This window comes from Paenalicyclobacillus macrosporangiidus (genome assembly GCF_900116805.1).
GTDB classification, from domain to species: domain Bacteria; phylum Bacillota; class Bacilli; order Alicyclobacillales; family Alicyclobacillaceae; genus Alicyclobacillus_H; species Alicyclobacillus_H macrosporangiidus.
Genome location: NZ_FPBV01000017.1, coordinates 1 through 26,977, shown reverse-complemented (window position 1 = coordinate 26,977; position 26,977 = coordinate 1). Strand labels below are relative to the sequence as shown.

39 protein-coding genes and 1 rRNA gene are annotated in these 26,977 nt (G+C 63.9%); 33 read left to right on the top strand and 7 right to left on the bottom strand.

The genetic code is table 11. The features are described 5' to 3' along the window. Positions 1–51 precede the first annotated feature (51 nt). Entirely contained in the window at positions 52–1,341 is a 1,290-nt protein-coding gene (locus BM357_RS13585) for a tetratricopeptide repeat protein (RefSeq protein WP_074954489.1), read from the bottom strand. 203 nt (positions 1,342–1,544) lie between these two features. On the opposite strand from BM357_RS13585, the gene spoIIAA reads away from it, so the two are divergent. From spoIIAA to BM357_RS19925, 21 genes are all read left to right on the top strand, one after another. Further along, the gene (spoIIAA, locus tag BM357_RS13580) at positions 1,545–1,889 is read left to right on the top strand and encodes an anti-sigma F factor antagonist (RefSeq protein ID WP_074954486.1); all 345 of its coding nucleotides are present in this window, start codon (positions 1,545–1,547) and stop codon (positions 1,887–1,889) included. A gap of 48 nt (positions 1,890–1,937) precedes the next feature. Continuing rightward, positions 1,938–2,360, top strand: coding sequence for an anti-sigma F factor (gene spoIIAB, locus BM357_RS13575; RefSeq protein WP_074954625.1), 423 nt, complete (start codon positions 1,938–1,940; stop codon positions 2,358–2,360). Positions 2,361–2,375: 15 nt separating this feature from the next. Next, complete coding sequence (sigF, locus tag BM357_RS13570; RefSeq protein ID WP_074954622.1) at positions 2,376–3,131, top strand: RNA polymerase sporulation sigma factor SigF; 756 nt, start codon at positions 2,376–2,378, stop codon at positions 3,129–3,131. A gap of 68 nt (positions 3,132–3,199) precedes the next feature. Further along, on the top strand, positions 3,200–3,658 hold the full coding sequence (spoVAC, locus tag BM357_RS13565; protein ID WP_074954483.1) for a stage V sporulation protein AC: 459 nt from the start codon (positions 3,200–3,202) through the stop codon (positions 3,656–3,658). A 28-nt stretch (positions 3,659–3,686) separates the two neighbouring features. Next, positions 3,687–4,697, top strand: coding sequence for a stage V sporulation protein AD (gene spoVAD, locus BM357_RS13560; protein ID WP_074954480.1), 1,011 nt, complete (start codon positions 3,687–3,689; stop codon positions 4,695–4,697). 18 nt (positions 4,698–4,715) lie between these two features. Continuing rightward, positions 4,716–5,066, top strand: a complete 351-nt coding sequence (gene spoVAE / locus BM357_RS13555; protein ID WP_074954619.1) for a stage V sporulation protein AE — start codon at positions 4,716–4,718, stop codon at positions 5,064–5,066. A 127-nt stretch (positions 5,067–5,193) separates the two neighbouring features. Continuing rightward, a complete protein-coding gene (locus BM357_RS19930; protein ID WP_175511534.1) occupies positions 5,194–5,334 on the top strand; it encodes a hypothetical protein in 141 nt (46 codons plus the stop codon). 124 nt (positions 5,335–5,458) lie between these two features. After that, the gene (locus BM357_RS13550) at positions 5,459–6,256 is read left to right on the top strand and encodes a spermidine synthase (RefSeq protein ID WP_074954477.1); all 798 of its coding nucleotides are present in this window, start codon (positions 5,459–5,461) and stop codon (positions 6,254–6,256) included. A 129-nt stretch (positions 6,257–6,385) separates the two neighbouring features. Beyond that, entirely contained in the window at positions 6,386–7,036 is a 651-nt protein-coding gene (locus BM357_RS13545) for a site-2 protease family protein (RefSeq protein ID WP_074954616.1), read from the top strand. Positions 7,037–7,053: 17 nt separating this feature from the next. Then, on the top strand, positions 7,054–7,788 hold the full coding sequence (locus tag BM357_RS13540; RefSeq protein WP_074954475.1) for a segregation and condensation protein A: 735 nt from the start codon (positions 7,054–7,056) through the stop codon (positions 7,786–7,788). Further along, positions 7,785–8,354, top strand: a complete 570-nt coding sequence (scpB, locus tag BM357_RS13535) for an SMC-Scp complex subunit ScpB (RefSeq protein WP_074954473.1) — start codon at positions 7,785–7,787, stop codon at positions 8,352–8,354. The genes BM357_RS13540 and scpB overlap by 4 nt, the downstream gene beginning before the upstream one ends. 90 nt (positions 8,355–8,444) lie before the next feature. Next, positions 8,445–9,170 carry a DUF2953 domain-containing protein gene (locus tag BM357_RS13530; protein ID WP_074954471.1) on the top strand — a complete coding sequence of 242 codons (726 nt, stop codon included), beginning with the start codon at positions 8,445–8,447 and terminating at the stop codon, positions 9,168–9,170. Beyond that, positions 9,088–9,516: a GerW family sporulation protein gene (gene ytfJ, locus BM357_RS13525; RefSeq protein WP_074954468.1), complete on the top strand. Its 429-nt coding sequence runs from the start codon at positions 9,088–9,090 to the stop codon at positions 9,514–9,516. Before BM357_RS13530 ends, ytfJ begins: the two co-directional genes overlap by 83 nt. A 130-nt stretch (positions 9,517–9,646) precedes the next feature. Further along, positions 9,647–10,237 carry a nucleoside recognition domain-containing protein gene (locus tag BM357_RS13520; protein WP_074954613.1) on the top strand — a complete coding sequence of 197 codons (591 nt, stop codon included), beginning with the start codon at positions 9,647–9,649 and terminating at the stop codon, positions 10,235–10,237. Continuing rightward, positions 10,237–10,791 (top strand): spore maturation protein, encoded by a 555-nt coding sequence (locus tag BM357_RS13515; protein ID WP_074954465.1) that lies wholly within the window; start codon positions 10,237–10,239, stop codon positions 10,789–10,791. The genes BM357_RS13520 and BM357_RS13515 overlap by 1 nt, the downstream gene beginning before the upstream one ends. A gap of 72 nt (positions 10,792–10,863) precedes the next feature. Then, positions 10,864–11,676: a pseudouridine synthase gene (locus tag BM357_RS13510; protein ID WP_083430530.1), complete on the top strand. Its 813-nt coding sequence runs from the start codon at positions 10,864–10,866 to the stop codon at positions 11,674–11,676. 60 nt (positions 11,677–11,736) lie between these two features. Further along, positions 11,737–12,231: a YhcN/YlaJ family sporulation lipoprotein gene (locus BM357_RS13505; RefSeq protein WP_074954458.1), complete on the top strand. Its 495-nt coding sequence runs from the start codon at positions 11,737–11,739 to the stop codon at positions 12,229–12,231. 160 nt (positions 12,232–12,391) lie between these two features. Then, positions 12,392–12,772: a YhcN/YlaJ family sporulation lipoprotein gene (locus BM357_RS13500; RefSeq protein WP_074954455.1), complete on the top strand. Its 381-nt coding sequence runs from the start codon at positions 12,392–12,394 to the stop codon at positions 12,770–12,772. A 95-nt stretch (positions 12,773–12,867) separates the two neighbouring features. Beyond that, entirely contained in the window at positions 12,868–13,575 is a 708-nt protein-coding gene (locus BM357_RS13495) for a response regulator transcription factor (protein ID WP_074954451.1), read from the top strand. Beyond that, positions 13,572–15,311 carry a sensor histidine kinase gene (locus tag BM357_RS13490; RefSeq protein ID WP_083430514.1) on the top strand — a complete coding sequence of 580 codons (1,740 nt, stop codon included), beginning with the start codon at positions 13,572–13,574 and terminating at the stop codon, positions 15,309–15,311. The genes BM357_RS13495 and BM357_RS13490 overlap by 4 nt, the downstream gene beginning before the upstream one ends. 20 nt (positions 15,312–15,331) lie before the next feature. After that, on the top strand, positions 15,332–15,496 hold the full coding sequence (locus BM357_RS19925; protein ID WP_175511537.1) for a hypothetical protein: 165 nt from the start codon (positions 15,332–15,334) through the stop codon (positions 15,494–15,496). Positions 15,497–15,529: 33 nt separating this feature from the next. Here BM357_RS19925 and BM357_RS13485 read toward each other — a convergent pair whose 3' ends face one another. Continuing rightward, entirely contained in the window at positions 15,530–15,940 is a 411-nt protein-coding gene (locus BM357_RS13485; protein WP_074954448.1) for a helix-turn-helix transcriptional regulator, read from the bottom strand. A gap of 123 nt (positions 15,941–16,063) precedes the next feature. Between BM357_RS13485 and BM357_RS13480 the strand changes: the two genes are divergently transcribed. After that, positions 16,064–16,762: a Sir2 family NAD-dependent protein deacetylase gene (locus BM357_RS13480; protein ID WP_083430513.1), complete on the top strand. Its 699-nt coding sequence runs from the start codon at positions 16,064–16,066 to the stop codon at positions 16,760–16,762. Between the two features lie 36 nt (positions 16,763–16,798). On the opposite strand, the gene BM357_RS19920 is transcribed toward BM357_RS13480, so the two are convergent. After that, positions 16,799–16,963, bottom strand: a complete 165-nt coding sequence (locus tag BM357_RS19920) for a hypothetical protein (protein WP_175511536.1) — start codon at positions 16,961–16,963, stop codon at positions 16,799–16,801. 429 nt (positions 16,964–17,392) lie between these two features. On the opposite strand from BM357_RS19920, the gene BM357_RS13475 reads away from it, so the two are divergent. Next, on the top strand, positions 17,393–17,758 hold the full coding sequence (locus BM357_RS13475) for a hypothetical protein (RefSeq protein WP_074954445.1): 366 nt from the start codon (positions 17,393–17,395) through the stop codon (positions 17,756–17,758). Positions 17,759–17,794: 36 nt separating this feature from the next. Here BM357_RS13475 and BM357_RS13470 read toward each other — a convergent pair whose 3' ends face one another. Beyond that, positions 17,795–18,466 (bottom strand): PrsW family intramembrane metalloprotease, encoded by a 672-nt coding sequence (locus BM357_RS13470; protein ID WP_074954442.1) that lies wholly within the window; start codon positions 18,464–18,466, stop codon positions 17,795–17,797. Between the two features lie 45 nt (positions 18,467–18,511). Between BM357_RS13470 and BM357_RS13465 the strand changes: the two genes are divergently transcribed. Beyond that, a complete protein-coding gene (locus tag BM357_RS13465; protein ID WP_425426551.1) occupies positions 18,512–19,321 on the top strand; it encodes a DUF2797 domain-containing protein in 810 nt (269 codons plus the stop codon). Here BM357_RS13465 and BM357_RS13460 read toward each other — a convergent pair. After that, complete coding sequence (locus tag BM357_RS13460; RefSeq protein WP_074954436.1) at positions 19,303–19,560, bottom strand: DUF1450 domain-containing protein; 258 nt, start codon at positions 19,558–19,560, stop codon at positions 19,303–19,305. The genes BM357_RS13465 and BM357_RS13460 overlap by 19 nt on opposite strands. 119 nt (positions 19,561–19,679) lie before the next feature. On the opposite strand from BM357_RS13460, the gene BM357_RS19915 reads away from it, so the two are divergent. The 5 genes from BM357_RS19915 (at position 19,680) to BM357_RS13440 (ending at position 22,616) form a co-directional block, all read left to right on the top strand. Next, a complete protein-coding gene (locus BM357_RS19915; protein WP_175511535.1) occupies positions 19,680–19,850 on the top strand; it encodes a hypothetical protein in 171 nt (56 codons plus the stop codon). A gap of 145 nt (positions 19,851–19,995) precedes the next feature. Beyond that, a complete protein-coding gene (locus BM357_RS13455) occupies positions 19,996–20,337 on the top strand; it encodes a DUF1450 domain-containing protein (RefSeq protein WP_074954433.1) in 342 nt (113 codons plus the stop codon). A 193-nt stretch (positions 20,338–20,530) separates the two neighbouring features. Continuing rightward, positions 20,531–21,235, top strand: a complete 705-nt coding sequence (locus tag BM357_RS13450) for a S1C family serine protease (protein ID WP_139234725.1) — start codon at positions 20,531–20,533, stop codon at positions 21,233–21,235. Positions 21,236–21,330: 95 nt separating this feature from the next. After that, positions 21,331–22,212, top strand: coding sequence for a C40 family peptidase (locus tag BM357_RS13445; protein ID WP_074954430.1), 882 nt, complete (start codon positions 21,331–21,333; stop codon positions 22,210–22,212). 77 nt (positions 22,213–22,289) lie between these two features. Continuing rightward, entirely contained in the window at positions 22,290–22,616 is a 327-nt protein-coding gene (locus BM357_RS13440; RefSeq protein ID WP_074954427.1) for a rhodanese-like domain-containing protein, read from the top strand. 42 nt (positions 22,617–22,658) lie between these two features. Here BM357_RS13440 and BM357_RS13435 read toward each other — a convergent pair whose 3' ends face one another. Next, positions 22,659–23,009, bottom strand: coding sequence for a hypothetical protein (locus BM357_RS13435; protein ID WP_074954424.1), 351 nt, complete (start codon positions 23,007–23,009; stop codon positions 22,659–22,661). Between the two features lie 136 nt (positions 23,010–23,145). Here BM357_RS13435 and BM357_RS13430 point away from each other — a divergent pair, with 136 nt between their 5' ends. Then, entirely contained in the window at positions 23,146–23,877 is a 732-nt protein-coding gene (locus BM357_RS13430) for a class I SAM-dependent methyltransferase (protein WP_074954419.1), read from the top strand. A 54-nt stretch (positions 23,878–23,931) separates the two neighbouring features. Beyond that, complete coding sequence (locus BM357_RS13425; RefSeq protein WP_074954416.1) at positions 23,932–24,201, top strand: hypothetical protein; 270 nt, start codon at positions 23,932–23,934, stop codon at positions 24,199–24,201. A 33-nt stretch (positions 24,202–24,234) separates the two neighbouring features. Here the strand turns inward: BM357_RS13425 and BM357_RS13420 are convergent, their stop codons facing one another. Continuing rightward, positions 24,235–24,921, bottom strand: coding sequence for a metallophosphoesterase (locus BM357_RS13420; RefSeq protein WP_074954413.1), 687 nt, complete (start codon positions 24,919–24,921; stop codon positions 24,235–24,237). Positions 24,922–25,074: 153 nt separating this feature from the next. Between BM357_RS13420 and BM357_RS13415 the strand changes: the two genes are divergently transcribed. Then, the gene (locus tag BM357_RS13415) at positions 25,075–26,439 is read left to right on the top strand and encodes a UvrD-helicase domain-containing protein (protein ID WP_074954410.1); all 1,365 of its coding nucleotides are present in this window, start codon (positions 25,075–25,077) and stop codon (positions 26,437–26,439) included. A 466-nt stretch (positions 26,440–26,905) separates the two neighbouring features. Then, positions 26,906–26,977: ribosomal RNA gene (locus BM357_RS13410) — 16S ribosomal RNA — on the top strand; the annotation flags it as partial.

The following is a 26,977-nucleotide window of genomic DNA, read 5'->3' as shown; positions in this document are numbered from 1 at the left end:
CGGACGTGCCGCTCCGCTGAAGTGAGCGTGAAGTGAGCGCCCGTCCGTGCGTCACAGGGCCGGGAAAGGGTGCGGGAAGGCGCCTTTCAGCTGGCCGGCCAGCTGGAGGGCCGTCTCCCGTGCCCGGACCGTGTCGCCCAGCGCGGCGTACGCCCGGCGGATCACGTTGAGCAGTTGGACTTTCTGCGCCGTGTCGGCGTCCGGCGCCCACCCGGCCAACGCCTGTTCGGCGACCTGCCGCGCTTCCTGGGGCCGGCCCAGGGCGAGACAGGCGGCGGCGCACGTCGCCCGCGCGCTCAACTGCAGGGACTTGGTGTACCGATCCAACCCCAGCGCCATCCGCGCGTCCTCCTCGGCCCCCGTGTAGTCCCCGCTCAACAGCCGGCACAGGGCGCGTTCGCTGTATGCGTTTGCAAGGCGGATACTGTCCCGCTGCAGTTCATGGTCCTCCACACACCGGTCGAAGTGCGCTCGTGCGCCAGGGATGTCTCCCGCCAGCCGCAGGTTCACCCCGAGATTGACCAAGCACTGGTTGTATCCGCGTTGGTTGCGGGTCCGGGCGTAGAGCTCCATGGCATGCTCCAACGCCTGCCGCGCCTCCTCGTGGCGTCCGGTTTCCATCAGGACGTTCCCCATGGTGTGCCGGATGGTGGCCAAGTCCAGGCTGAGCCCGCGCACTTCCGCCAGCCGTGCGGCGGCCTCCAGGTGCGTGAGCGCGGCCGGGTATTCTCCCAGGAGATAGTGAGTCCGCCCGAGATGGGTCCGCACCTTCACTTCCAGCGGCATCTCGAGCCCCGGGTGGCGGCTCAACAGCTCCACGGCGCGCTGCCAGTACATCCTCGCCATCGCCAGGCGGTTTTGTTTCCGGAACAAATGCCCCAATGAATAATAGGCGTGCACGGCGCTGGGTACGTCGTCCTTCTCCAAGGAAATCCGCACCACCTGCTCGTACGCGTCGCAGGCTTCGTCCCAACGTTCGAGCGCCTCGTAACACTCTGCCAAATCTCCGTAGAGCACTTCGTCCCGCACCAGATGATGCGGATGGCGGATGACCTCCAACAAGAGCGGAAGCGCGGCGTCGTAGCGCTGGGTTTCCAAGAGACTGCGCGCCCGCCGGTAAGCCTGCGCGAGATCGGTGTGTTGTGTGAAATCGTCGGCGAAGTACGACGGTTGCACACCCAGCCGTCGTGCCAACTCCTCCAACAGCTGGGGCGAGGGGGCGACTCGGTCGGATTCGATTTGGCTGATCATGCTGGAGGTGACCAGACCAGCACACAATTCCTGTTGTGTCATGCGGCGCTCCTTGCGCAGAGCACGCAGTTTTTGCCCGAGTGAAGCCATCGCCAACCCTCCTGACAGTTCTTCTCAATGCGGATTCTACGTTGCATTCTACTACAGGTTCGGAATTGCGGAAACTCCGACGGTCTGTCGAAGGAAGGCAGATCCGCACGAGTTTTGTCTGCCTGCAGGATTTTCCGATCCGGACCGGAAAACTCCTACCGTACGATCGGCTCTGCCGGTTGCCGGCGAAAGGAGCGTTGCGAATGAGCATCGAGACGAACGTGAAGGACGGCATTCTGGTGGTGCGCCTGCGGGGAGACTTGGATCACCATGCTGTCGAATCGATACGCGACCAGATTGAGGCCGCGCTCGAGGAGACGCATTATCGCGGATTGGTGTTGTCGTTCCGCGGGATCGAATTCATGGACAGCTCCGGGCTGGGGTTGATTCTCGGGCGGTACAGAACCCTCTCCCAGCGCGGCGGGCGAATGGCCATCTGCGAGATCACCGCGCCGCTCCGGCGCATCTTCGAAATGTCCGGTCTGTTGAAGATCCTGCCGGTGTACGACCGGGAAGACGGCGCCATCCGCGCCGTGAAGGAGGGTTGATTCACCGTGGACAAGCCGTTGGGCAACGCTGTGCTCCAGAAGAACTACATGCACCTGCAATTTCCGAGCCGCTCCGAGAATGAAGCTCTTGCCCGGGTGGCGGTGGCGGCCTTTGTCGCAGAGTTGGACCCGACACTGGAACAAATCACCGAATTGAAGACCGCGGTATCGGAAGCGGTGACGAATGCCATCATCCACGGGTATGAGGACAGCCCCGGCGAGATCCGCGTCTCTTGCGCTATCCACGGGGGCGTGGTCGAAGTGGTGGTGGAAGACGACGGCGTCGGGATTGAGGACATCGAGTTGGCCCGCCAACCCCTGTACACCTCCCGGCCGGAGCTGGAGCGGTCCGGGATGGGCATCACTATCATGGAGAACTTCGTCGACGAGTTGGTCATCGATTCCACGCCCGGCCGCGGAACCCGCGTGCGCATGCGCAAGGTCATCCGCCGCGACCCAGACTGCCAGTGAATGGAGCGGCCCGCGATGGATCGCGCGAAGGGGCTGGATGACCGGGGACACAAGCCCACGGACGAGGAGACCCGTGGCCTGATTGCCCGAAGCCAGGCCGGAGACAGCGAAGCCAGGGACCAACTGGTCCTCGGCAACCAACGGCTGGTGTGGGCGGTCGTGCAGCGGTTTCTCGGCCGCGGGTATGAGGCCGACGACCTGTTTCAGATTGGGTGCATCGGATTGCTCAAAGCGATTGACAAATTCGATCTTTCCTACGACGTCAAGTTCTCCACTTACGCCGTCCCGATGATCATCGGCGAGATCCAACGGTTCCTGAGGGACGACAGCACGGTGAAGGTGAGCCGGAGCCTGAAGGAGACCGCCAAACAGATTCGCCGGGTGCGGGACGAGTTGGCCAAGCGGTTGGGACGGCAGCCGCACATCACCGAGATCGCGCGGGAGCTCGGCATCGAGCCGTCGGAAGTCGTGTTCGCCCAAGAAGCGCTGCGCACGCCGGCGTCCATCCACGAGACGGTATACGAGAACGACGGCGACCCCATCTACCTCATGGATCAGATTGCGGATGAGGAGCAGGGGGAGTGGTTGGACAAGATCGCGTTGCACGAGGTGTTGGGCAAGCTTCCGGAGCGCGAGCGGCTGATTGTCTACCTGCGCTTTTTCAAGGACAAGACCCAGGCGGACGTGGCGCGCGTGCTGGGCATCTCGCAGGTGCAGGTGTCGCGCTTGGAGAAGCGCATCCTCAACGCCATTCGAAACCAGTTGTCCTGAGGGTATGAGTACCGTCCCCCTTCCGAGGCAACACTACAGGCGATGTCTGACTTCGGGAGGTGGGGTGCGTGGCCGTACAGTCGAAGGGACGCCACGTGAGTTACCAACAGATTGTGGAACGACACACTCCGCCGCGGCCCATCGTTCGCAACACCATCCGGGCGTTTGTGGTCGGCGGCGGTGTCTGCGTCCTCGGCCAGGCGGTGCAGACCCTCTTCGTCCGGTTCGCCGGCTTCAGTCCGCAGGAGGCGTCCAACCCGACGGTGGCGGTGATGATCCTTCTGTCCGTCATCGCGACGGCCTTCGGCGTGTACGACAAATTCGCCCAGTGGGCGGGTGCGGGTTCCGCAGTGCCCGTCACCGGATTTGCCAACACGATGGCGTCCGCTGCCATCGAGCACCGCAGCGAAGGATGGGTGCCCGGTGTCGGCGGCAACATGTTCAAATTGGCGGGTCCCGTGATTGTGTACGGCGTGGTCGCCGCATTTTTTGTCTCACTGGTCCGATATGCCGTGATGCACCTGTAGGACGCGCCGGTGAAGGAGGAGGAGGGGCATGCCCAAAATCGGCCAACAGACATGGTTGTTTCCGAGCGAACCGCGCATCGAACAGGTGGCGACCGTGGCGGGGAAGTTGGAAGGCGAGGGCCCGTTGGGGGCGTGCTTCGACGTGCGCAAAACGGATGATTGGTGTGGTGCAGACACGTGGGAACACGCCGAACAGGGCCTGTTCCGGGAGGTGGTTCAGGTCCTGTTTCAGAAAGCGGGGGTTCGCGCTCAGGACGTCGACCTGTGTTTCGGGGCGGATCTGAATGCCCAAGTCACATCCTTTCACTTCGGAACGCGCGAGTTCGACATTCCCAAGATCGGTCTGTACAGTGCCTGCGCGTCGTCGACGGCGGCAGTGGCGCTGGCCGCCGCATCCGTGGAAGGCGGCTTCGCGCAACGGGTCCTGGCCGGCACGTCGAGCCACACGTCGACGGCCGAACGGCAATTCCGGTTCCCCACGGAGTATGGCGCACAAAAGCCGCCCACCGCACAGCGGACGGTCACCGGAGCGGGCGCCGCGTTGATTGGGAAGCGCGGACGCGTGGCCGTCACGTCGGCGACCATCGGGCGGATCGTCGACTACGGGGTCACGAACGCCTGGGAGTACGGTGCCGCGATGGCTCCGGCGGCGGCCTCGACCATCTTGTCCCACCTGCGCGATACCGGGCGCAAGGTCTATGACTTCGACGCCATCGCGACGGGGGATCTGGGGCGGGTCGGCCACGCCATCCTGCGCGATCTCTTGGCACAGCGCGGGGTGGAGCCCGGGGACCGCCTGCTCGATTGCGGGATGCTCATCTACGCGCCCGACCAGCCGGAGGTGTTCGCCGGGGGCAGTGGGGCGGCGTGCAGCAGTCTGGTCATGTTCGGCCATTTCATCAAAAAGCTGGAATCCGGCGAGTGGAATCGGATCCTGGTCGCGGCCACCGGTGCGCTGCTCTCCATGGTGAGTTCGCAACAACAGGACACCATTCCGGCGGTCAGTCACGCCGTCGTGTTGGAGAGAAAGGATGGGTAGCGGATGGCGGGTGCGTGGATGACATTTGTGTGGGCGTTCGTCGTCGGGGGCATCATCTGTGCCATCGGGCAGGTCATTATGGACGTGTCCAAGCTGACCCCGGGGCACGTCATGGTCATCCTGGTCGTCGCAGGGGCCATCCTGGACGGACTCGGTCTGTACGATCCGCTGATCCGGTTTGCGGGCGCCGGCGCGACGGTGCCCATCACCAGCTTCGGCAACGCGCTGGTGCACGGGGCGCTGGCGGAAGCGGAGCGCCACGGGCTCATCGGGATCATCACCGGCATCTTCGAGGTCACCAGCGCCGGCGTGTCGGCCGCCATCGTATTCGCCTTCCTCGCCTCGGTCTTCGCCCGTCCCAAGGGGTGAGGGCGCTGCATCCGCTCTGGCCGCCATGCGCGAGACGGGCAGACGCCCGGACACCGGAGGGGGACCGGGCATAACGTGCAGGACGGGGGTGTCGTCCCGAAGACGCGGGAGTGAGGTGGTTGCGGTGATGCACATGTTGTTGTGGTTGCCTCGCCTGTTCCGTTACTTCGGCTGGTTTCAGGCCATCGTCGGTTTTGTCCGGCCGCTGTGGCCGCGGCTGAGCCGGATGTTGCCGGGGCGAGTCCCGGCCGCTGCGCCCGCGGCGTGACTGGGTCCGGGGACCCGGCCGCGGGGACCTGGCCGCCCGCAGGGCCGCGGCTCGCGGCGGCGGGCGGCGTCCGGTATACTGAACATAGCCGCTTCGCGGTACTCCACACGGAAAGGTCTCCCAGATGGTGAACCCAGACCAGTTGTTGTACGAGACGTCCGGGGTGGTGCATCCGAGCATCCAGGTGCGCCAACGGGGGGACGTCCGGTATCTGCGCTTCGGAACGTCCGGGGGTTGGCAGGGCGCCGTGCGCTGCGGCGGCGGTTTTCAACGGCCGGTCTTCGCCTATCAGCGCGCCTTCGCATCGTTGGCGGAGAGCTTGCCCGCCCCGGAGGCGTTCCTGTCGCTCGGCGTGGGCACCGGGACGGCCATGCACACCGTCGGGCAACTCCACCCCGCGTGCCGGTTGGACGGCGTGGACATCGACCAAGCGGTGATTGAGCTGGCCTTGCACTACTTCGGCGCGCCGGACCCGGGACAGGCCCGGTACTATGTGCACGACGCCGTGGTGTTTTGCGATCACTGTGAAGGTGTCTATGACCTCGTGTTCGTTGACGTGTACCAGGCGCGTGCGGTGGATGGACGCGTCCTGGCGCCATCCTTTGCGGATCGGCTTCGCCAGATCCTCCGGCCGGGGGGCGTGGTCGTGTGCAACTTCATCGGCCGTCTGCCGGTCTCGCACGCGCTGAGGGCGTTTGCCCGTGCGGCGTCTGACCGTTTTCCCGCTGTCTGGGTGCTTCCCGTCGGTTCCGCTCCGGCGTTTGTCGAGCAGAACCAGCTGTGGGTGCTGTGCGATGACGAAGATTCGGTGGCCCGTTGGCGGACGAGGATGCGGACAAGCCTGTGGCTGTCGCCGTGGGAGCGCGCGCTGTGGCCGCTGCGGTTGCGCCGCATGAGCGCTCAGGTTGCCGAGGACGCCTGACGCAGGTCCCCGCCGCCGCATGGACCGATTGCCGCCCTGCCGTGTGCTATAATGGGGGCGACGAGCGGCAGGGTGCAGAAGCACCCGCGAGGCATCCCCCGCGAGGCCGCTCACAAAGGAGCGGACGGCTTGCTGCAAAATATCATCAGCCCGGTATTTATTTTTCAATTTGTGGCAGTTGTCGTAAGTTTGACCGTGCACGAGTTTGCTCACGCCTGGACTGCAGATCGGCTGGGCGACCGGACGCCGCGCGTCGCCGGACGCGTGACCCTCAATCCGGTGGCGCACCTGGAGCCGCTGGGGCTCATCATGATCCTGTTCGCCCCCATCGGGTGGGCGAAGCCCGTTCCGTTGAACGGGGCGAACTTTCGGCATCCCCGCCGTTCCCTGTTGTTGGTGGCGGCGGCCGGCCCGGTGGCGAACCTGATCCTGGCGGCCATTTGCGTGACCCTGCTGCGCTTCGTGCCTCCGCCGACGTCGTTCGGCGCCAGTGTCAACGATTTTCTGCTGCAGCTGTTGCGCTGGGGATTCATCGTCAACGTGTCCTTGTTCGTATTCAACCTGATTCCCATCCCGCCGTTGGACGGTTCGCGCATCGTGGCCAGCTTGCTGCCGTCGCGGCTGGCGTACTCATACAGCCGGCTGGAGCTGTACGGCCCGTTCATCCTGTTTCTGTTTGTGTTGATCCCGCCCCTGCGCAACCAGATCTTTTTGCCGCTGTTCGCCACGGCTCTCAATTGGGTGGCCTCGTGGTTGGCTTTGGCGCCGTGGATGGTCTGACGCCGGGAGGGGTGTCCGTGGCCTTAGAAGTTGTGCTCGACACGTTCACCGGACCGTTGGATCTGTTGCTCCATCTCATTCAGACGCAGGAGATCAACATCCACGACATTCCCATCGCCACCATCACGGATCAATACTTGGCTTATCTCCATACGATGGAAGAGCTTTCGCTGGAAATCGCCAGCGAGTTTCTCGTCATGGCGGCCACGCTGCTGGCCATCAAAAGCCGCATGCTGCTCCCGCGCCCGACCCGGACGGACGAGCCGGAAGAGGAAGCGGAAGATCCGCGGGCTGAACTGGTCCGCCAGTTGTTGGAATACCAACGCTGCAAGTGGGCGGCCGAACAACTCAAGGAACGCCACCTGCTGCAAAGCCAGGTGTACGCGCGGCCGCCCCTGGACCTGGGGCCGTTTGCGCCTCAGGAACCGCCTCCGCTGACGGGGGTCAGCCTGTGGCAGTTGGTGGACGCCTACCGGCGCCTGGTGCAGCGCATCCCAAAGGAACGCCGTGTGGCGACCATCGAGGGCACGGTGATCTCCGTCGAAGAGGAGATGGAACGCCTCTTGGACAAGCTTCGTTTGTACAAAGAGGTCACGTTCCTTCAACTGTTTGGTGGGGTACCTTCGCGCCGGTACCTGGTGGCCGCGTTCCTGGCCCTGTTGGAGCTCGTCAAGGCGGGGGCCGTCCGGTGTTGGCAGCCGGAACCGCTCGGAGATATCGTGGTTGTGTTGCAGGAAGGGGACGAGAGATGATCTTGCCCATGCTGGGAGCTTTGGAAGCGATTCTGTTCGCCGCGGGCAGCGAAGGGGTCACCGACGAAGAGCTCGCCGAGATTCTGCAGCTCCCCGTCCACGAGTGCCGGTCTCTGTGTGAGGCGCTTCAGGAGGCGTACGACGAGCGGGGGAGCGGGTTGCAGGTGGTGCAGCTCGGAGGTTCCTGGCAGTTGCTGACGCGCCCGGAGCACGCCGTCTACCTGCGGCGGATGGCGGCGTCTCCCATGTCCACCCACCTGAGCCCGGCGGCTCTCGAGGTGTTGGCCATTGTCGCGTACCGGCAGCCCATCTCCCGCGCGGAGATTGAAATGGTGCGCGGCGTTCAGTCGGATCGCGCCATCCACACCCTGGTGCATCGCCAGCTCATCGCCGAAGTCGGCCGTCAGGACGCCCCCGGCCGGCCGATTTTGTATGGGACGACGCAGACGTTTTTGCAGGCGTTCGGGTTGCGCAGCCTGGACGATCTGCCGCCGCTGCCGCCGGAACCGGAGGACCCGGAGGCGCTGTCGCTCTTTCAAAAGCCGCCCGCCTGGCCTCGCGACTGAGCCCCTGCCCGGGGCCTCGCGTCCTGCGCGCGGAATACCGCAGAGATTCCGGGGAATGCTAGAACCGTTCCAAGAAGAGGTGGGACGGTTTTGTTGATCTCGTGGGCTGTCATCGCAATCGCCGCGGTGGGGGCGCTGGTGGCCTTGGGCCTGTGGCAGCCCATCCGCATCACGGTGGAATGGACGCAACAGCAATCGGACACGGACGGCAGGCTGTCCGTCCGCACGCTGTTCGGGCTGGTCCGGTTGGAGCGAAAGCTGACCGCCATCGACACGCTCTTGACAGAAGACGGCCCTGCCCTCCGATTCCGGCACCAGCCGGCCGCGGGGGATGGCGGAGGAAACCAGTCCACCGTCCTCACCCCCGGAGAGGTGATGCACGTCTTCCGGAATTGGGACCGCTGGAGCCGGTTCGTGCGCGCCGTCCTCCGCGACATCCGGTGGGTCCTGCACCGCATGCATGTCGAAGAGCTGTCGTGGCGGATGCGCATCGGCACCGGGGACGCCCCCGCCACCGGGATGGCCTGCGGCGCTGCGTGGGCGCTGGCGGGGACGCTCGTCGGGTGGCTGGCGTCCCATACCCGGATGGCGGCGCCCGGGGACGTGCGGATTGATCCGGATTTCGAGCGGAAGTCGTTCCAGTCGCGGTTCCGCTGCATAGTCTGGGTTCGCGCCGGTTATGCTATTCTGGGCGGCATCGGTGTGGCACGGGCATGGAGGAGGAGACAGACGCATGGAACACCCCATTCAAGGTCTCATGAAGACGGCCATGGAGAACATTCGCGGGATGGTCGACGTCAACACCATCATCGGTGATCCGGTCGAGACGCCGGATGGCACCGTGATCCTTCCGGTCAGTCGGGTGGGCTTTGGATTTGCGGCAGGTGGAAGTGAGTTCCAGGCGGATATCGACGGGAAGTCGGGCACCGGGGGTGGCAATGGCGGCCTTCCGTTCGGTGGCGGGTCGGGCGGCGGCGTGTCCATCCGTCCGATTGGATTTCTGATCGTCAGCAAGGAGGGCGGCGTCCGGCTGTTGTCGACCGATCACCAGAATCAGTTGTACGATCGCCTGATTGACATGGCCCCGACCGTCGTCGAGAAGATCCAAGCCCTGTTGAAAGGGGATTCCGTCCCCACGCAGCTTGCGGACAAACCGATGTGACGTCGCGGGCGCGGCAGGCTGCGTCCGGCCGCTCGCGCCGGCCTGGCGAACGGCCGGACGGACCGTCTGTCCTAAGTGGACAAGAGCCGACATATCCTGCAGAGAAGAGCGCTCTGTGGGGGGTGTCGGCTTGATTGATCTCATCTGGCTGATGCTGTTTCTATCCGGGATCGTCACGGCGGCGTTCACCGGGCGGATGCAGGCCGTCGCCCAGGCGGTGCTGGGCGGGGCGGAATCGGGCGTGGCCCTGGCGATCGCGCTGATCAGCATGGTCTCGCTGTGGTTGGGGCTGATGCGGATCGCGGAGTTGGCCGGACTGGTGCGGTTGATGACGAATTGGCTGCGGCCCGTGGGGCGGTTCCTTTACCCGTCGGTGCCGCCGGATCACCCGGCGATGGGCTCCATCCTGGCGAACATGGCCGCCAACATCCTCGGCCTCGGCAATGCCGCCACGCCGCTCGGCCTCAAGGCCATGCAGGAGTTGCAGACGCTCAACGGGGACAAGGACACGGCCAGCGATGCCATGTGCACGCTGTTGGCCATCAACACCGCGAGCATCACGCTCATTCCGACGACTGTGATTGCGGTGCGCATGCAGAGTCACTCGGCCGATCCGACGTCCATCGTCGGCACGACGCTGTTCGCGACCTGCATTGGGACGGTCGCGGCCATTGTCTTCGATCGCCTGTTCCGCGCGTGGTCCAGCCGGAGGCGGGCGTGATGCAGCAGGTCCTGTCCACCGTCTCGGCGTGGCTGTTGCCTGTGTTGGTCGCGGCGGTACTGGTGGCGGGCTACGCCCGCCGCGTCCCCATTTACAATGCGTTCGTGGAGGGAGCGAAGGCGGGGTTCGGCACCTCCATCCGCTTGATTCCGCACCTGGTCGCCATGATGGTGGCGGTGCAGGTGTTCAGCGCCTCGGGGGCGATGGATCTGGTGGTCCGGGCGCTGGCTCCGGCGGCACACTGGCTCCACCTGCCGCCGCAGGTGGTTCCGATGGCGCTGCTGCGCCCCATCAGCAGCACCGGATCACTTGCCTTTCTCAAGGACATCTTTCAAAATCCGCGCTTTGGCCCCGATTCCTGGGTAGGGCAGTTGGCTTCGACCCTGCAGGCCGCGTCCGACACCACGCTGTACGTCATCACGGTGTACTTCGGCAGTGTCGGCATCAAGAACATCCGCTACGCGCTGAAGGTGGGCTTGCTGGCGGATGTGGCGAGCGTCGTCGGCAGCGTGATCGCCGTGCGGATCTTGCTCGGGCCCATGCCCGGTTCATGACCCCCGATTTGTCGCGCCGTTTCACCCGGGGTATAATGGGCGCGGTCACAGACGAGGACAGGAGCCGTGGCGATGGAAGAGCGATTGCAAAAGGTGTTGGCACGGGCTGGCGTGGCGTCCAGGCGCCAGTGTGAAACGTTGATCCGGGAAGGCCGGGTGACCGTCGACGGCGTGGTGGTCACGGAATTGGGCACGAAGGTCGATCCCGCGCGTCAGGAGATCGCGGTCGACGGGCGGGTCGTCTCGCTGGAGCGCCCGGTGTGCGTGATGCTCCACAAGCCCACCTCCTACGTGACGACGGTGCGCGATCCCCAGGGCCGGCGGACGGTGATGGACCTGGTCGCCGACGTGGGGGTGCGCCTCTACCCGGTGGGGCGGCTGGACTACGACTCGAGCGGACTTCTTCTACTCTCCAATGACGGGGACCTGACGTACCGCCTGTTGCATCCGTCGCGTCACGTGGACAAGACGTACCGGGTCACGGTGCTGGGGATACCCGACAAGGAAGGGTTGCAGCGACTGCGCCGCGGCATCGAGCTTGAGGACGGGCCGACACAACCCGCGCAGGTCAAGGTGCTCCGGCAGCATCCTCTGGAATCGGTGCTCGAGATCACCCTCCACGAGGGACGCCACCGGCAGGTGCGGCGCATGATGGATGCCATCGGGTGCCCCGTGAAACGGCTCAAGCGCGTCTCCTTCGGTCCGCTGGTATTGGGGGATCTGCCGCCCGGGCGTTGGCGCATGCTGACGCCCGAGGAGTGGGCGGCGTTGTACACGTCGGTCGATCTCCCGGTCCCTCCTTACCCCGGCGAGGAGAAGGCGGCCGAGGACCGGCGGGATCGTCCGCGGCGGTCACCGGCACCGCGCAAGGGGCGGAAGAGCTGACCAGCGATGCATGAGCTTTCCGCGCTCCGCAAACCCTACTTGGGAAAGGAGCGTGGTGTCATGCGGCGTGGGTTGACGTATCTTTGGACCACGGCCTTGATCATCGCCTGTTGTACAGGGTGTACCGGGCCGTGGCAGGCGGTGGACCGGGGGACCGGAACTGCGGCGGATGCGATGCGCACGACAAATCTCACGGCGCGCACGCGAACGGCCGCGGATCCCCGGCTACAAGTCGATCAACGGGTGGCGGACCGGGTGGCGCGCGTCCCGGGGGTGCGCCGGGCGGCCGTGCTGGTCGCGGGGAATACGGCGTACATCGGCGTGGAGCTCGCCGGAGGCACTCAGGCCGGGCTGGCGGAGCAGAAGAAGCTGGCCATCATCTCGGCGGCCAAGGCGGTTCACCCTGGCCTCCGCCGGGTCGCGGTGAGTGCGAATCCGGATGTCTATCATCATGTTCAGGGCTTCGCGCGCGACCTGGCGGCCGGGCGACCGGTGGACGCGGTGTGGCGCAATTTTCGCTCCATGGTGGAGCGCGTGTGGCCGGACGTGAAATAACATGCGGAGCGCTGGAATGTGGATTGGGCTGTCCGTCGTTTTCCTGTGCGCCGCGTGTACGCCGAATGCCCCGCGGGCAGGGGCGTCTCTCTCCGGTGCCACCGCGCCCCGCGTCGCCGCTTGGGGGGATGCCCATGCGCCCGCGGCGGTACGCGGGAGGATGGATTTTCCCACCGGGCAGCGAATTCTGGCCCGGCCGGATGTGGCGGCGTCGCTTCGGGACGGGGACCGCGTGGCGGATGCGGTGGTCCTTCTGGACGACGGACGAGGTTACGTGGGGCTGCGCCTGATGCCGGACGCACGGCTGACCGCCGCCTTGACGGATCGCGTCCGACACACGGTGCGGCGTTTTGCGCCTGGGGTGGGGCCGGTGTTCGTGACGGCCGATCCGCACGCGTTCGCGGATCTTGCGGCGTTTCAACGGTACCTGGTCAGCGGCCGCACGGTGACCGGCATCTTGATGACGTGGCGTTCCATCTTGCAACGGACGTGGGGGATGCCAAATCCGTCCTCCGGCGGGCCCCCATCCACCGGGCGGTGACACCGTCCGGTATTTTTGTGTCGACCGGGGTTCGGTTGCCGGTGTGGACCTGCCCAAGGCATAATGAGGGAGAATGAGCCGGGAGGTGCATGGGGATGGAGAGCCAACCGCGTGTTCTGGTGGTGGACGACGAGGAACGCATCCGCCGGTTGGTCCGGATGTACCTGGAGCGCAGCGGATTCGCTGTCGAAGAGGCGCAGGACGGCAAACAGGCGTTGGAGATGATGCTCACCCGCTCCTACGCCTGCGTGATCCTGGACTTGATGCTGCCCGGAATGGACGGGCGGGACGTGTGCGCGCATGTGCGGCAGCATTCCGACGTGCCCATCATCATGCTCACGGCGGCCGGAGATGAGACGCAGCGCATTCACGGGTTTGAGCTCGGCGCGGACGACTACGTCGTCAAACCGTTCAGTCCGCGCGAACTGGTGATGCGCGTCAAGGCGTTGCTCAAGCGTGCCGGCGACCAGGAGTATCTCCGTACGGACCTGCAACAGATTCTGTCCTTCCCGGATCTGGTGATCCGTGTGGACGCCCGGAAGGTGGAGGTCGCGGGGCAAGACGTCAGCCTGACGCCGAAGGAATTCGATCTCCTCGTCTACATGGCACAGCGCCCGGACAAGGTGTTTACGCGCGAGGAGCTGCTGCGGGACGTGTGGAATTACCAATTCTACGGCGATCAGCGTACGGTCGACACCCATGTCAAGCGTCTGCGTGAAAAACTGGGCCACGCTTCGGAACGGGTGAGCCAGTACATCGTGACGGTCTGGGGCGTGGGCTACAAGTTTGAGGTTAGCTCGTGATCCGGAACAGCATCGTCGCCAAGTTGTGGTTGACCATCGTCGCGATGGTCGTGCTGGTGTTGGTCCTGTTGTCCATCCTGCTGCAGCAGGTCTTCGACAACTACGTCTACGAACAACAGGTCAGCGAGTTGACCCGCCTGGCCTCGACCGTAAAGACGCTCGTCCTGGAAAACGACGAGTCACTGGCAACCCACATCGCATCCGAACTGGCGGACGTGCAACAGGCGCACATCGCCATCTACGGTTCCATATCCGAATCCGGTGACGGCCGCGCGATGTACCAACGGCTGAGCGCCGACCAACAGGAAGCCCTGTCGGCCGGCCAGACGGTCACGGTCCGGGGCGTGTACAACGGTGCCGACACGGTCGCCGTGTACGCACTCATTCCGGGGGCTTCCCCCGGATTGCTGGAAGTGCGCCAACGCATGAGCGTTCTGCACGATCCGCTGGCGCGCATGCGCAATCTCATCCTGTTTGCGATGGCGTTGGGCGTGATCCTCACCACCGGGTTGGCGTTTGTCATCTCCAAGAACCTGTCGCGGCCGCTCGTGCAGATGAACCGGGCGGCCGAACTGATGGCGCGGGGCAATTTCAGCGGCGAGATTGAGGTCGTGACGCGGGATGAGGTGGGGCGCCTGGGGCGGACCTTCAACGCGCTCGCCAGCGAACTGGAGCGTACCATTGCGGCTTTGACACAGGAAAAGTATCAGCTCAGCAGCATCCTTTCCTCCTTGCGGGATGGCGTCGTGGCGGCAGACCTCGACGGATATGTCACGCTGATGAACCCGCCCGCCCAGCGCACCCTCAGCCAGTGGGCGTTGGCTGACCGCGGTGTTCCGGAGGTCACGCGCCTGCCCGGCCTGTTGCTCCGTGTGACCGAACATGTGCTGGAGCGCAAGGAGACGCGGTCTGAGGAGCTCATGGTGCTCGGCCGCCAGATGGTTGTCACCACGACCCCGTTGTATACATCGGACGGCCGGACCGTACGCGGGACGGTGTCCGTCCTGCGGGACGTCACCGAGGAGCGCCGGCTGGATCGCCTGCGCAAAGATTTCATCGCCAACGTCTCGCACGAGCTGCGCACACCGTTGAGCATGATGCAGGGCTACGCGGAAGCCCTGCTGGACGAGTTTGGCGACGATCCGGAGCAGCGCCGGGAGTTGGCCTGGATCATCCACGATGAAACCCTGCGCATGAAGCGGCTCGTCAATGACTTGCTCAACCTCGCCCAGTTGGAGTCCGGCCAGTTCCACATGAACTTCGAACAGGTGGATCTGGTCTCCGTTGTCCGCCGGGTCGCGAGGAAGTTTCAAACGCTGGCGGCGGATCGGGGATTGGATCTTCAAGCTTCCGTGCCAGGTTCGCCGGTGTGGGTGTGGGGAGATCCGGATCGGCTGGAACAGGTGTTCACGAATCTGGTCGACAACGCCATCCGCCACACCCAGCCGGGAGGCCGCGTCCGCATGGAGGTCGCCGCGAGTCCTCACCACGCCCGGGTCAGGGTGTCCGACACGGGAAGCGGGATTCCGCCGGAAGATATCCCATACATCTGGGAACGATTCTACAAGGCGGACAAAGCGCGGACCCGCGGTACATCCGGCACAGGGCTCGGATTGGCCATCACCCGCCATATCGTCCTGGAACACAAGGGGGATGTGGTGGTCGAGAGCCGGCTTGGATCGGGGACCACGTTCACCGTTTCCTTGCCGTTGTACACCGGGGATTCGCGCATGTGAAGGAGAAGGAGGACGCGAGCATGGGATGGGTATACTATCTTCGGCTCGTCGATACCCGGTTTCACGCGAACTGCCTGAAGGCACGGTTCGAAGCCGCGGAGGGTTGGATGTACCGCCGCGTACCGAAGTACGTGGGCGTCTTCCAAACTCCCCGCGGCCGGTATGGCGTCAAAGTGCTGTGGTGAGCGGGATACGACCCGTTACGGTGTGGCCACGGTTCAGCCGATGGGTGTCGGTTGCGAGTTGTGCCGCCGCTGGGCGACCAAATCGATGAGCATGGTCAGAAATTCGCGGTCCGGTTCCGGCAGCGTGCTGATCTTGTGGGCCGCCTGCAGGTACGGGGTTGCCGCTTCGTTGAGAATGAAATTTTGCAGATAGACGGGCAACTCGTCCGGGGAAGACCGCATCTTGGGCGGTTTCAACGCCACCGATTCGTCGCACAACGCGGTCAGGGGCACGCCCAGAGCGGCTGCCATCCGCAGGGCGTAATCGAGGGACGGATAGCGTTTCCCGCGTTCGATGGAAGAAATATGGGGCGTGGAGATGCCGGACCGCAGGGACAACTCCTGCTGTGACCAACGTCTGGCGAGGCGAAGCCGCCTGATCCTGTCACCAAAGCGTTCATCCATGGGATTCAATACCCTCCTGATAAGTTGGAAAGATGATTGTGTCTATAATGTAGTATTTTCCTTTTCCGTTGTAAATATCATCTGTTGAAATCTATTTAAATTTTGAATAGTGGAGGACGGTTTATGCAGGATATCCACGTCTCGCCAGACAATGTAAAGGAGGTGGAACCACACATTCGCGGGGCGCTCCGCCGAGCGCGCTTCTCCGTGGCAGTCACGGGTGCAGGCATCAGCTGCGCCAGCGGCCTGCCCCTGTTGCGCGAGCGGGTGGAGGGGGTACCGCTGAACGAATTTTTTCGCGCCGAGTTGTGGCGTGCGCGGCCCGACGTGTATTACCGCTTATACAGGCGGCTGTTGTCGGAATGGCGCCGCGCTCGCCCAAACGCGGCGCATGATGCGCTGGCCCGGCGAGGCGTATGGGTGATCACACAGAACATCGACGGGCTGCACCGGGACGCGGGCACCCATCACCTGATTGAATTGCACGGCAATCTGCGGGAACTCCGTTGCATAACATGCGGACACGTGTATGGAACCGATTTGGTCTGGCGCTTTCCGGTTCCGCGTTGTCCGCGTTGTCACCAGGTCCTGCATCCCGGCATCAGTTTGGAAGGGGAGGAGATCCGGCACTACAGCCTGGCCGTCGATTGGGTGGGGCGGTGCGAGGTCCTGTACGTGGTCGGAACCTCGCTTCAAAAGGATCCCGTGCGGCGCCTGCCGGAGTTGGCCCGCCGTCGCGGGGCTCTGGTGGTGTGGCTGAATGACGAGGCGGAACGCCTGTTGCCCCGGCTCCTCACCGGGGCAACTGTGTCCAGTGGCTGACGCGGGGCAAAGGGACGGGATCTCCCGGGCCCCGTGTCACCAGCGGGATTCCGGTCCGGATGTGACGAACCCGATGGCGATGAAGGCGGCCGCCATCCCCATGAAAATGGTCGCCAGCGTCGCGGCGTTGGCAGAGAAAAAGAGGGCCAGAACGGCGAAGATGACGCACATGATGGCGATTCCCGCGTAATACTTGAACAAGGCGCTCAGCCTCCCTGTCGTGCATACCCTTTCCTATCATCATACCATGACCTGGTGTGGCCGGCAATTCGCATCGCGGACGGGCGTTGCGGTCCCGGTTCCGTCCATTGCCTAGGCGTTGCCTATTCCGTTCTCGAACCAGATTGGTTATAATAAGATCAGACTTTCCCATACCCTTTTTTGCCGAACGCCCCCTAATCTGGTTGGTTTACCGCAGGGGGCGTTCGTCTTGTTCTGAGGGTAGCATGCTTGGTTTCGTCGGTTTTATGCATGTTCGCGAGCATGTGTGCAGGTGGTCGGTGGCGGGCTGCCCGACGGGCCGTGCAACCTATGGCGTCGCGAAGATGAAGTCTCAACTGGCTCCCAACTGGCGTCGCAGAGCGTTTCCAAGTATGATGACGGTGAGCGAACTCGCGGGAGGCGAACCGTTTGCTTCACTACGGATTGGTTCTCGAGCAGAGCCGCAAGGCCAAATCCGTACGCCATCTGTACGAACATTTACAGCACAAAGTGCACAGGCGAGAATGGATCCCATCCATTCAAATAGACAACTGGTTCGGGGAGAATGGCATCCGTGTGCCGCCCCAGGAGCGCTACCGGGTGCTCAATCTCAGGCTGCTGGACGAGCACCTGAGCCCTTACTTCAAGACCAATCTCAACTTGTTCCAGATGCACATGATGGACGATAAGGTGGAGGTCACGGTCTACCGGGCGCCGAGGGGCTGGTTGTTCGTCTTTGAAGACGTGCCATCGGGACCGAAGCCATTCGGGCAGAACGGGTATGACACGCGATGACGACGTGAGGGCGCGGCGCTTCGTCCTGGACCATGCTCAGCCGTGCGCGGTGCGCGGCTGGCGCATTCGCGCCGCCCAGTCGATGTTTCGGAGGCAGACCTCAAGCAGCAGGATGAGGTAGACGAACAGCAGTACGTCCCCAATCCACGAGTTGGACAGCGCAAAGCTGTCGTACAGTCCGTGCGCGGCGGCGGGGACGATGTACGCCCAGGCCCGGCTCTTTTCGTACCAGATGGAACGGGCGAAGGCCGCACCCATGAGGATGCCGAACATCAGGTGGGCGGGCACGGCGGTGACGGCTCGCAGCAGCGCGGTCGACCAGCCTTCGCTGGTGACATAGAGGATGTTCTCCACCGCCGCAAAGCCCAGAGCGCACGCGCCGGCGTACACCATGCAATCGATGGGTGCGTGCACCCAACCTTTTTGAATGGCAGCCCGTTCCACGATGGCCGCCTTGAGGAACTCTTCCACCATTCCGGCGACAAAGAAGGCGGTGACGAACACCAGCTGCCAGGACGCCAGGGTGGGGGCCGATTCAGCGCCGAGCATCATGCGCTCGATGATGCCCGCTGGCAGAACGATGGCGGCACCGCGCAGGAACACGCCGTACACCGCACGGCGAGGTTCCGGATGGAGCCTGTCCCGAGTGTACAACCAGCTTAACAAAAGAAACGCAGGCAAGAGGGCGATGACCGCAATCCAGAGCAACCGAATCCCTTCTTTCCGGCGGACGTCGTCAGGGAGGTCGTGATGTTGGGCCAGCAGATGACCGGATATTTGCGCGAACTGGATCACCATCCATCGGATCCGGTGTGGTACCGGCTCGTCATGGGGGAAACCGTGCACGATTTGAACGATTTCTTGGGCCGGCGGATCGCCATCGCCTTCACGGGCGACCGGGCCTGCATTCATTGTGGCAGGCGCGTGAAAAAGTTATACAACAACGGCTACTGCTACCCTTGCTTCACGACGCTGGCCGAGTGTGACCTGTGCATCGTCAAGCCGCACGAGTGCCACTTTCACAAAGGGACGTGCAGGGACGAGACGTTCGCGTCCGAACACTGCATGATCCCACATTACGTCTATCTAGCCTACTCCAGCGGCGTGAAAGTGGGATTGACCCGCAAGGGGCGGGAATACAAGCGGTGGATTGACCAGGGAGCGAGCGCGGCGGTCCTGTTGGCCGAAGTCCCCACGCGCAGACTGGCGGGCGAATTGGAGGTGGAGATCGCCAGGAATCTGCCAGACAAGACCGATTGGCGGAAAATGCTGCGGGTCAAAGACGAGGTCGACGTCGACCTGCTGCAAATCCGCGAGGAGGTCATCGCGCGGCTCCCCGACACGTGGCGTCCGTACGTGCTGTCTAAGGGGATCGCCGTGCGGCGCTTTCGCTATCCCCGCCTCCATGACGAAGAACCGAATCTGAACCAGGTGTCGCTGGACAAGCAGACGGAACTCGAGGGCACCTTGGTCGGGATCAAAGGCCAATACCTGATGTTCGATTGCGGCGTGTTCAATGTCAAGCGCCATGCGGGATACGCCGTTCAGATCTCTGACCTCTGATCCGCCATTCGCCGGGCCAGTTCCTCGCGCACCTTGTCGAACAACGCGGTGGTGTCCGGAGCGGTCACCATTTCCCCGTCGAGGAGCACGTACGGCGAGCTTGCACATAGGTCACAGTGGCTCATGCATGCCGTCTCCAACACGGAGAGTCCGGGGAACTCCTGTTCCAGGGCGAACAGCTCAGGGCAATCCGCCGGGTTCGCGTCGCAGACCTCTATCAACATCCAGTCCCACGCCATGTCCATCGCCTCCGTCTTAGTGTAACACGGCCGCCGTCCTCGCGCGTCGGCCCCCCTTGATGCCCGGAGTACAATTCCTGGCATCTGGACACACTAACCCGTGCAAAGGGGGAGAGTGGATGTCTTGGATTTACGAAGCGCGTTTGTTCGATTCGAAATCTGTGGCATCGTACGTGGCCATGTGCGTCCGGGATGATCACCTGCTGCGGGGCAAGAGCGGCGTGAAAGTGCAGGTGTTCCGGACCCGCAAAGGAAACTACGGCATCCGGTACCGCGATCACGCGCTGTGAAGCGGAACACCCGGTCTGCAACGGCCTTCGGCGTCCGGTTCTGTACACACTTCATGCACCTGTTCCGTCTGCCGGCGCACCTCTTACATTCCGGTCCACCTTCAGGTAAGATGGAGAGGACGAACGACCGAAGGGGTTGGAGACCATGGCATCCTCGATGGGCCTCAAGTGGTGCAAAAAGAACCTGGAGCGCTTCAGTCAACCCGTCTACGACATGCTGCGCGAAGAGTATCCAGATCTGCCAATGGAGATCGCGGACTGCGTCGACCTGTGCGGTCTTTGCACAGACGTGCCGTTTGTGTTGCGGAACAACGCGATTGTGTGCGCACGGGATGCGCGTGGCCTGTACGTGAAGTTGAAACAGGGGATGTCGTTCATGACGGAGCCCGCCCTGCCGGGCACGTACGCCGCCGTCGTCGCGCAGGCGGCCGCGGGGCAGGACGGCGGCCACGACCAGCCGGCGGGCCAGCCGAAGGACGAGACATAACGCCACTCCGCGCCTCGGGCACGGGATGAAGCAGGCCGTTCAGCGGTGTACCGCTGGACGGCCTGCTTGCATGGATGGGCGGTCACGTGCGGGGTGGGCAGACGTGGAATGTCGGCCGTGCATCTCACGCCCGCCATGAGGGTGGAATACGATCGTAAGGCAATTGGATTCGAGTTCGCCCGAGGTGAACGACATGGCGCGACAGGTGAAACGCACGGCCCGCAGACGTGCCCGGGCCGCCTGCGCCGGGTTGCCTGACTTTGTGGCGCTGGTGGAACGGTTCAAGAAGGCGGTCGTCGGCATCGAGGTCGTTCACGAACGGCCCCCCAACCGCCCGTTTTCTTTCGGCATGCCTTGGGAGCGACCCGAGTCCACGTACCGGACCGTCAATATCGGGACCGGTTTCATTTTTGATCCGAGGGGGTATATCCTGACCAACGAGCACGTCGTCCATGGCGCCTCGCGCGTACTGCTTCGCCAGTACGGGAAGAAGCGGGCTGTGCCGGCGACCATCGTCGGCACGGACTACCGGCATGACATCGCCATTTTGAAAGCTCCCATACCGGTTCCGGACACGGTGCTCAAGGTCGGCCGGTCGAAAGACACGAAAGTCGGTGAGTGGGTGGTCGCCATTGGATCGCCCCTCGGATTGGACCACACGGTGACGGTCGGGATCATCAGCGCCACCGGACGGCCCCTTCAGATCGGGGACCGGGAATATCCCAACCTGCTGCAGACCGACGCCGCCATCAACCGAGGCAACAGCGGTGGCCCGCTCATCAATCTGCGCGGGGAAGTGATTGGCATGAATACGGCGGTGAGCCAGAGCTCTCAAGGGATTGGGTTCGCCATCGCGGCGGACGTGTTGCGCGAGACCATCAAGCGGATCCTCGGTTGACCTTGGAGAACCTTCCGGTCACCGGCACGGGACAATTTCTAAGGGTGCGCACCACGCCATAGAATGCGGTAAGTCGGCGTGAGAGGAGGAAAGACATGGTGTTCAAGCGCGCCCTGATGTATGTGTGTTCCGTCGTGGTGGCGGGTACCGGGCCCGCGTGGCCGCCCTCCTCGGCCCCGGGCAACCGTGCGGTCACCCCGCCATCGGGGGCTCCCTCCGGATCGGGCGAGGACGTTGAGGCGGGGAAGGACGTCACCTCGGGGAAGGACGTTCCGGCCAAAGCGCGATGGGTGGGGTGGATTCCGCGCACGGTGCCAACCGTGCGAAGGACGCCCGAGACCGCACCCGGGCTGGCCCTGGACCACCGCCTCAGCCGCATGCACTACGCGGTCACCGAGACCGAGATGGTGCCTCTGTGGCAGGACCGCCGCCTGTTTCGGGCCCAGGTCCAGCAAGCCAACGCAGCGCAGACGCCACCCACGGCTCAACCGCCTCACGACGCGGCTCCCAATTCCCGTTCAGCTCCCCACCGCAAGGCCACCACGGCGTCGTCCCCTGTGCGTCAGACCTTGTCCTCCCGTTCCGTCACGGGGGTCATCCAGATGGATGCGGGCGTGCGCATCGCGGCGATCGCGCTCAGCTTCATCGGCGCCCGGTACGTGTGGGGAGGCGAGAGCCCGGATGGGTTCGATTGCTCCGGGTTTGTGCAGTATGTGTACGGCAAGGCGGGGGTGGTGATTCCGCGCACGTCGTACGAGCAGTTTCAGGTGGGCCAGGCTGTGGGATGGGGGGATCTGAGGCCAGGGGATCTGCTGTTCTTCAACACGGGCGGCGGGGGGGCTTCCCACGTGGCCGTGTACGTGGGAAACGGGCTGATGGCGCAGGCGTTGAACGCGCGGACCGGCGTGATTGTCACGCACATCGACGCCCCGTACTTTCGGTCGCGGTTTGTGGGTGCGCGGCGTCCGGTCTATTGACCTCGGCGCATCAGATTGACTTCAGGGGGGTGGCGTGTCAGTATACTGGTGACACTGACCCCAGCGAGGTGACCGGGATGCCTTTTGAACGCGACGGCATCGTCCAGTATTCGGTAGACGAGCTGAAAGAGATCCTGCGCACGGGGACCGCTCAGGTCATCGATGTGCGCACCGAGGAAGAATATCGCAACGGGCACATTCCGAACGTGCCCCTGAAGCCGATGCAGCAGTTGGCCGAATGGATGGACGACCTGGACCCTGAGAAACCGTACGTGTTTGTGTGCCGGAGCGGAAATCGATCGCAGAAAGTTGCAGAGTTTCTGTTCCTGAACGGTTTCCGCCGCGTCGCCAACTTCGACGGCGGAATGCTGGCGTGGGACGGCGATCTGGCGTACGAGGAGTGACGCGGATGCCACGGCGGGGATGCGCACAGGCGCACCCCGCGCTCACTGGGGTGAAGAGACCAGGCGCCTCAGGAAGTGCAGGTGCTTGGGGTTCTCTTGGTACAAGTGGGCCAACAGCGCCGGAATGGACGACGTATCCATCCAACCTCGCCGATGGATGTCCGGCGTGATGTCGGCCAGGCGAATGCCGGTGTCGCGAAAGACGACTCCGCGTTCCAACTCCTCCCATGTGAACTTGTTGAGCGCCGCCCGGTAGCGGTTATGACTGGCGTTCGGACAATAGAGGCGAAAATGTCCGTTCTCCAGCAGCACCACGACGCCATCGGGCGTGAAGATGTAATCCCCCGCCTCCTCGACGGACAGGAGGTACACCCGTTTGAGGCGAATTTCCACGCGTCCACCCCTTCCCATTTGCCACTCACTGTACACGCGGTGCGCTGAAAACGCAACGGCCTCGCCCGGGCGTCCTGCCGAGCGGGTTCATATCATGGGCAAGAGGCATGCAAATCGGCCGAAATGGGGGATTTGCGTGGACTATCAGGACGCATTGGCGGAGGTCGGTGCCGCCGTCGCCCATCCGGGCGGCTGGCGGAGCACCGAACGGTGGATGCAGGCCATCCCGTGGGAACCGGGGTTTCGGGTCTTGGACGTCGGCTGCGGGACGGGGCGGACGCTGGTGGCGTTGGCGCAGCGGTATGGTGTGGAGGTCTGCGGGATCGACGTGAGGAAAAAGATGATCCGGCATGCACGCCAAAGGGCCCGCCTGGCCGGAGTGCGCGCGGACTGGCGCGTCGCGAGCGCCGAGCGGTTGCCGTTTCGGGATGCGTCCTTTGACGTCGTGGTGACGGAGTCGGTGAACGTGTTCCTCGACGCCAGGCGGGCGCTGGCGGAATCCTTCCGGGTGCTCAAACCAGGCGGATATTACGTGGATGTCGAGATGTTCGTGCGCGTACCAGTGGACGAAGCGTGGCGAGCTCACGCAGCCCGGGTGTACGGGGTTCGAACGGTGCCCGATCAAGCCGGCTGGCGGTCGCTGTACCGCGAGGCGGGATTCACGGACATCGAGGTGCTCGAGGCCAGACCGGTGCGACCGGAGGAGATGATGGCGGCCGACGAAGGGGACCAGACCGAGTGGTCTGGTGCGGCGGCTGCGTACCGCAATCCGCAGGTGATGGCCGTTCTGCAGGCAAATACCGAATGGATGGAATCGTACCACCGGAGCCTTGGCTATTCGGTGTTCCTGTGCCGGAAACCGGCATAGATGCGCTGGCGGACGGGCATGGTAGGACTGACATTCCTGCGAGGAGGCGGTTGCATGGGGGATGAACAATCGGCCCGTTTCGGGGCCATACGGGACCTGGCGCAGCAAGCCCGGGAGGCGGTGGACAACATCGCGCAGTGGGCTCGCGACGAGTTGGTGTCCGTCGACAACGATTCTCCTCGGCAAGCCGAGCACCTGCAGCGCATCCAGCAGGCGGCTGGGACGGCGGTGCAGGCGTTGACGCAATTGGCGGACACGGCGCGCCACGCGCGCTCGTATCAAGCCCAGGCGCATCAGCGGCACTCCGGCGACAAGCCGCGTTGATGACATGGCCCCGCGCTGCGGGGCCTTTTCGCGTCACAAGAGGCGTACGGGCTTGAATCCGACGTAGTCGGCACTGACCAACCGGTATGTGACGCCGCCGTATTCGCCCTCCACGGCGAACCGGTGCGCGGGGCCGTGGAGATGTCCGTATACGCACAGCTTCACCCCGTAGGCACTGAGCAGTTCCGTGAACAGGGTCTGTTCCTCGGGATGGCTGCAGGGTGGGTAGTGCATCATGGCGACCATCGGCAGCTGAAGTTTGCGCGCCGCCTCGAGGGACAGTTTCAGGCGGTTGGCTTCGCGGAGGTAGATGACCTCGTCTTCTTCGGTGAACTTGGGGTGCGAAGGCAGGACCCAGCCGCGCGTCCCGCACAGCGCCCAGCCTCCCGCGGCCAGCGCGTCGTTCTGAATGGCGTAATGGTTCAGGGCCAGCGCGCGGCGCACTTTTCCGATGCCGCTCCACCAGTAGTCGTGATTCCCTCGGATCATCACCTTGATTCCGGGGAGATCGCCGATCCATTTGAGATCGGGCAATGCCTCGTCCAGCGTCATGGCCCACGAGATATCGCCAGGAATCAGGACGACATCGTGATCGTCCACAGAGGCGCACCACGCTTCACGAATTCGCTCCGCGTGGTGGTCCCACTCAGGTCCGAAGACGTCCATCGGTTTGTCCACCGCCTGCGCCAAATGCAGGTCGGCGAGCGCGAACAAGCCCATGCCCATGCCCCTTTCTGCACACCGATGATAGCACGGCCACAGGATGGACACCAATCCAAGACCGTATGCGGAGGAGGTTTTCCTGAAGGAGAGGCTCCCGGCCAAACGGAGTGGCGCCGTCGTCCGTTCGCCAGCATGATGAAGGCGACGGGGGTGACGGGGGTGTGGACAGACGAACAGCGGGCGATCATCGATCGAGCACCTGCACCGACCGTGGTCTTCGCCGCACCGGGGAGCGGGAAGACGAGCGTGCTCATGGCGCATGTGGCGATGCAGTTGGCGCATCGCAGGGTGGCGCCGGCGGAGCTGATGGCGGTCACCTTCACCCGGCAGGCGGCTCTGGAGATGCGCAGAAGGCTGGGCCGGGACCGGCGTGTGTCCGATTCTCAGGCGGAATCCGTGCGGATCGGCACGTTTCACGCGCTCTTGTTTCGGTGGTTGGCGAAAGCGGGGATTCCGGTGTCGATCCCGCTACAGGGCGATGAACAGCGCGCGCTCGCGCGCACGGCGCTGGCCCGGGAAGGACTCCGGGATCCGCGGCAGGTTCGGGAATTTCTCAGTTGGATGAGCCGGATGAAATCCAGATGGCCTCCGGCGCGGCCGGAGGGGAGAGGGCCTCGCGAGATGAGGGCCTTTACCCGGGCGGGTCGGACGTATGAAGGTGCCAAGACGCGAGTGGGGCGGTGGGATTTCGACGACATCCCCGTCACGTTCGCACGGGTCTTGGAAGAACATCCCTCGCTCTTGACTCGGTCGGAGCAGCTGGCCTATCTGGTCGTCGACGAATTTCAAGACACGAATCCGGTCGAGTGGCATGTGGTACAGGCATTGGCCCGGACCTATCATTGCCCGGTGTTTGTGGTCGGTGATGATGATCAGGCCATTTACGGGTTTCGAGGCGCCTCCCCGAGATGGTTGCTCGAATTTGGGGGCGTCATGGGGGCAGATGCCCATTGGTTGTCGACAAACTTTCGGTCGGACGCCGGGATCGTCGCCTGCGCCGAACGGTTGATTGGACACAATCGAATGCGAATGCCAAAACGCGTCCGGCCGGCGCGTTCAGATCCGGGGACCGTACGCGCGTGCACGGCGGCGGATGAGGCTGAAGAAGCGCGGCAGGTGGCGGCTTGGCTCGAGGACCTGCGCCGGCGGCATCCATCATGGCAGTTCGCGGTGATGGCACGCACTCGTGTGCAATTGCTGCACGCGTGGCGGGTGTGCAGGGAGAAGGCCGGGGGAGTGGAATGGCGGACGTTTCACGACGGGAAAGGCCGCGAATGGGACGCCGTCGCCATCCTGGGCGCCGTCGAACCCAATCCGTACCTTGCCAATCAACCGGAAACCACGTGGCAGTGGGAGGAGGAGCGGCGGCTGTTTTACGTGGCGCTGACCCGGGCGCGGCACGTGTGCGGGATTTGGACGCCGGTCCGCGTCTCACGGCAAGCGGTCAGGCCGATTCGGTTTGTGCATGAAATGGGGTGCGAACTGGACGTGGAGTCTCCAGGCAGCGAGGTTTGAACCGGGTTGGATCACGGATGGCCTAGCGCATCCGGTGGATGCCTCCACGGCAGGCCGAACATCTAAGGAGATGGGGCGGCATTTGCCCGGAGGGTTTGCTGGAGGGTGTGCCACGTTTTTCTCGCTTGCGCACATGTATCCTATTGCACATGCAGCTGAGCCGTGGTATATTACTCGACGTCGCTGCTGCGACGGCTTCGCCGCATCGGCCACAGCGCAGGTCAGGCGCTCGGTGGCGAGCGGTTCGGATGCCTGCTGCGGAACCATCCAGTGAGGAGCATTCCAGAGCGAGCCTTCCAGTGAGGGCTGCCAAGTGAAGGTCCTCCAAACACTCCCGCTTCCCTTCGGGGTTGCGGTGTGGTAAGATGGATGGCGCCGCTTGGCGGCAGGGAAAGCGACTGGTTCCTTGAAAACTGAACACGCCCTGAGAGCGAACGTACGAAGTGATTCGAAAGAGTCACAGGATAGGTTTGAGAGTTTGATCCTGGCTCAGGACGAACGCTGGCGGCGTGCCTAATACATGCAAGTCGAGCGGGTT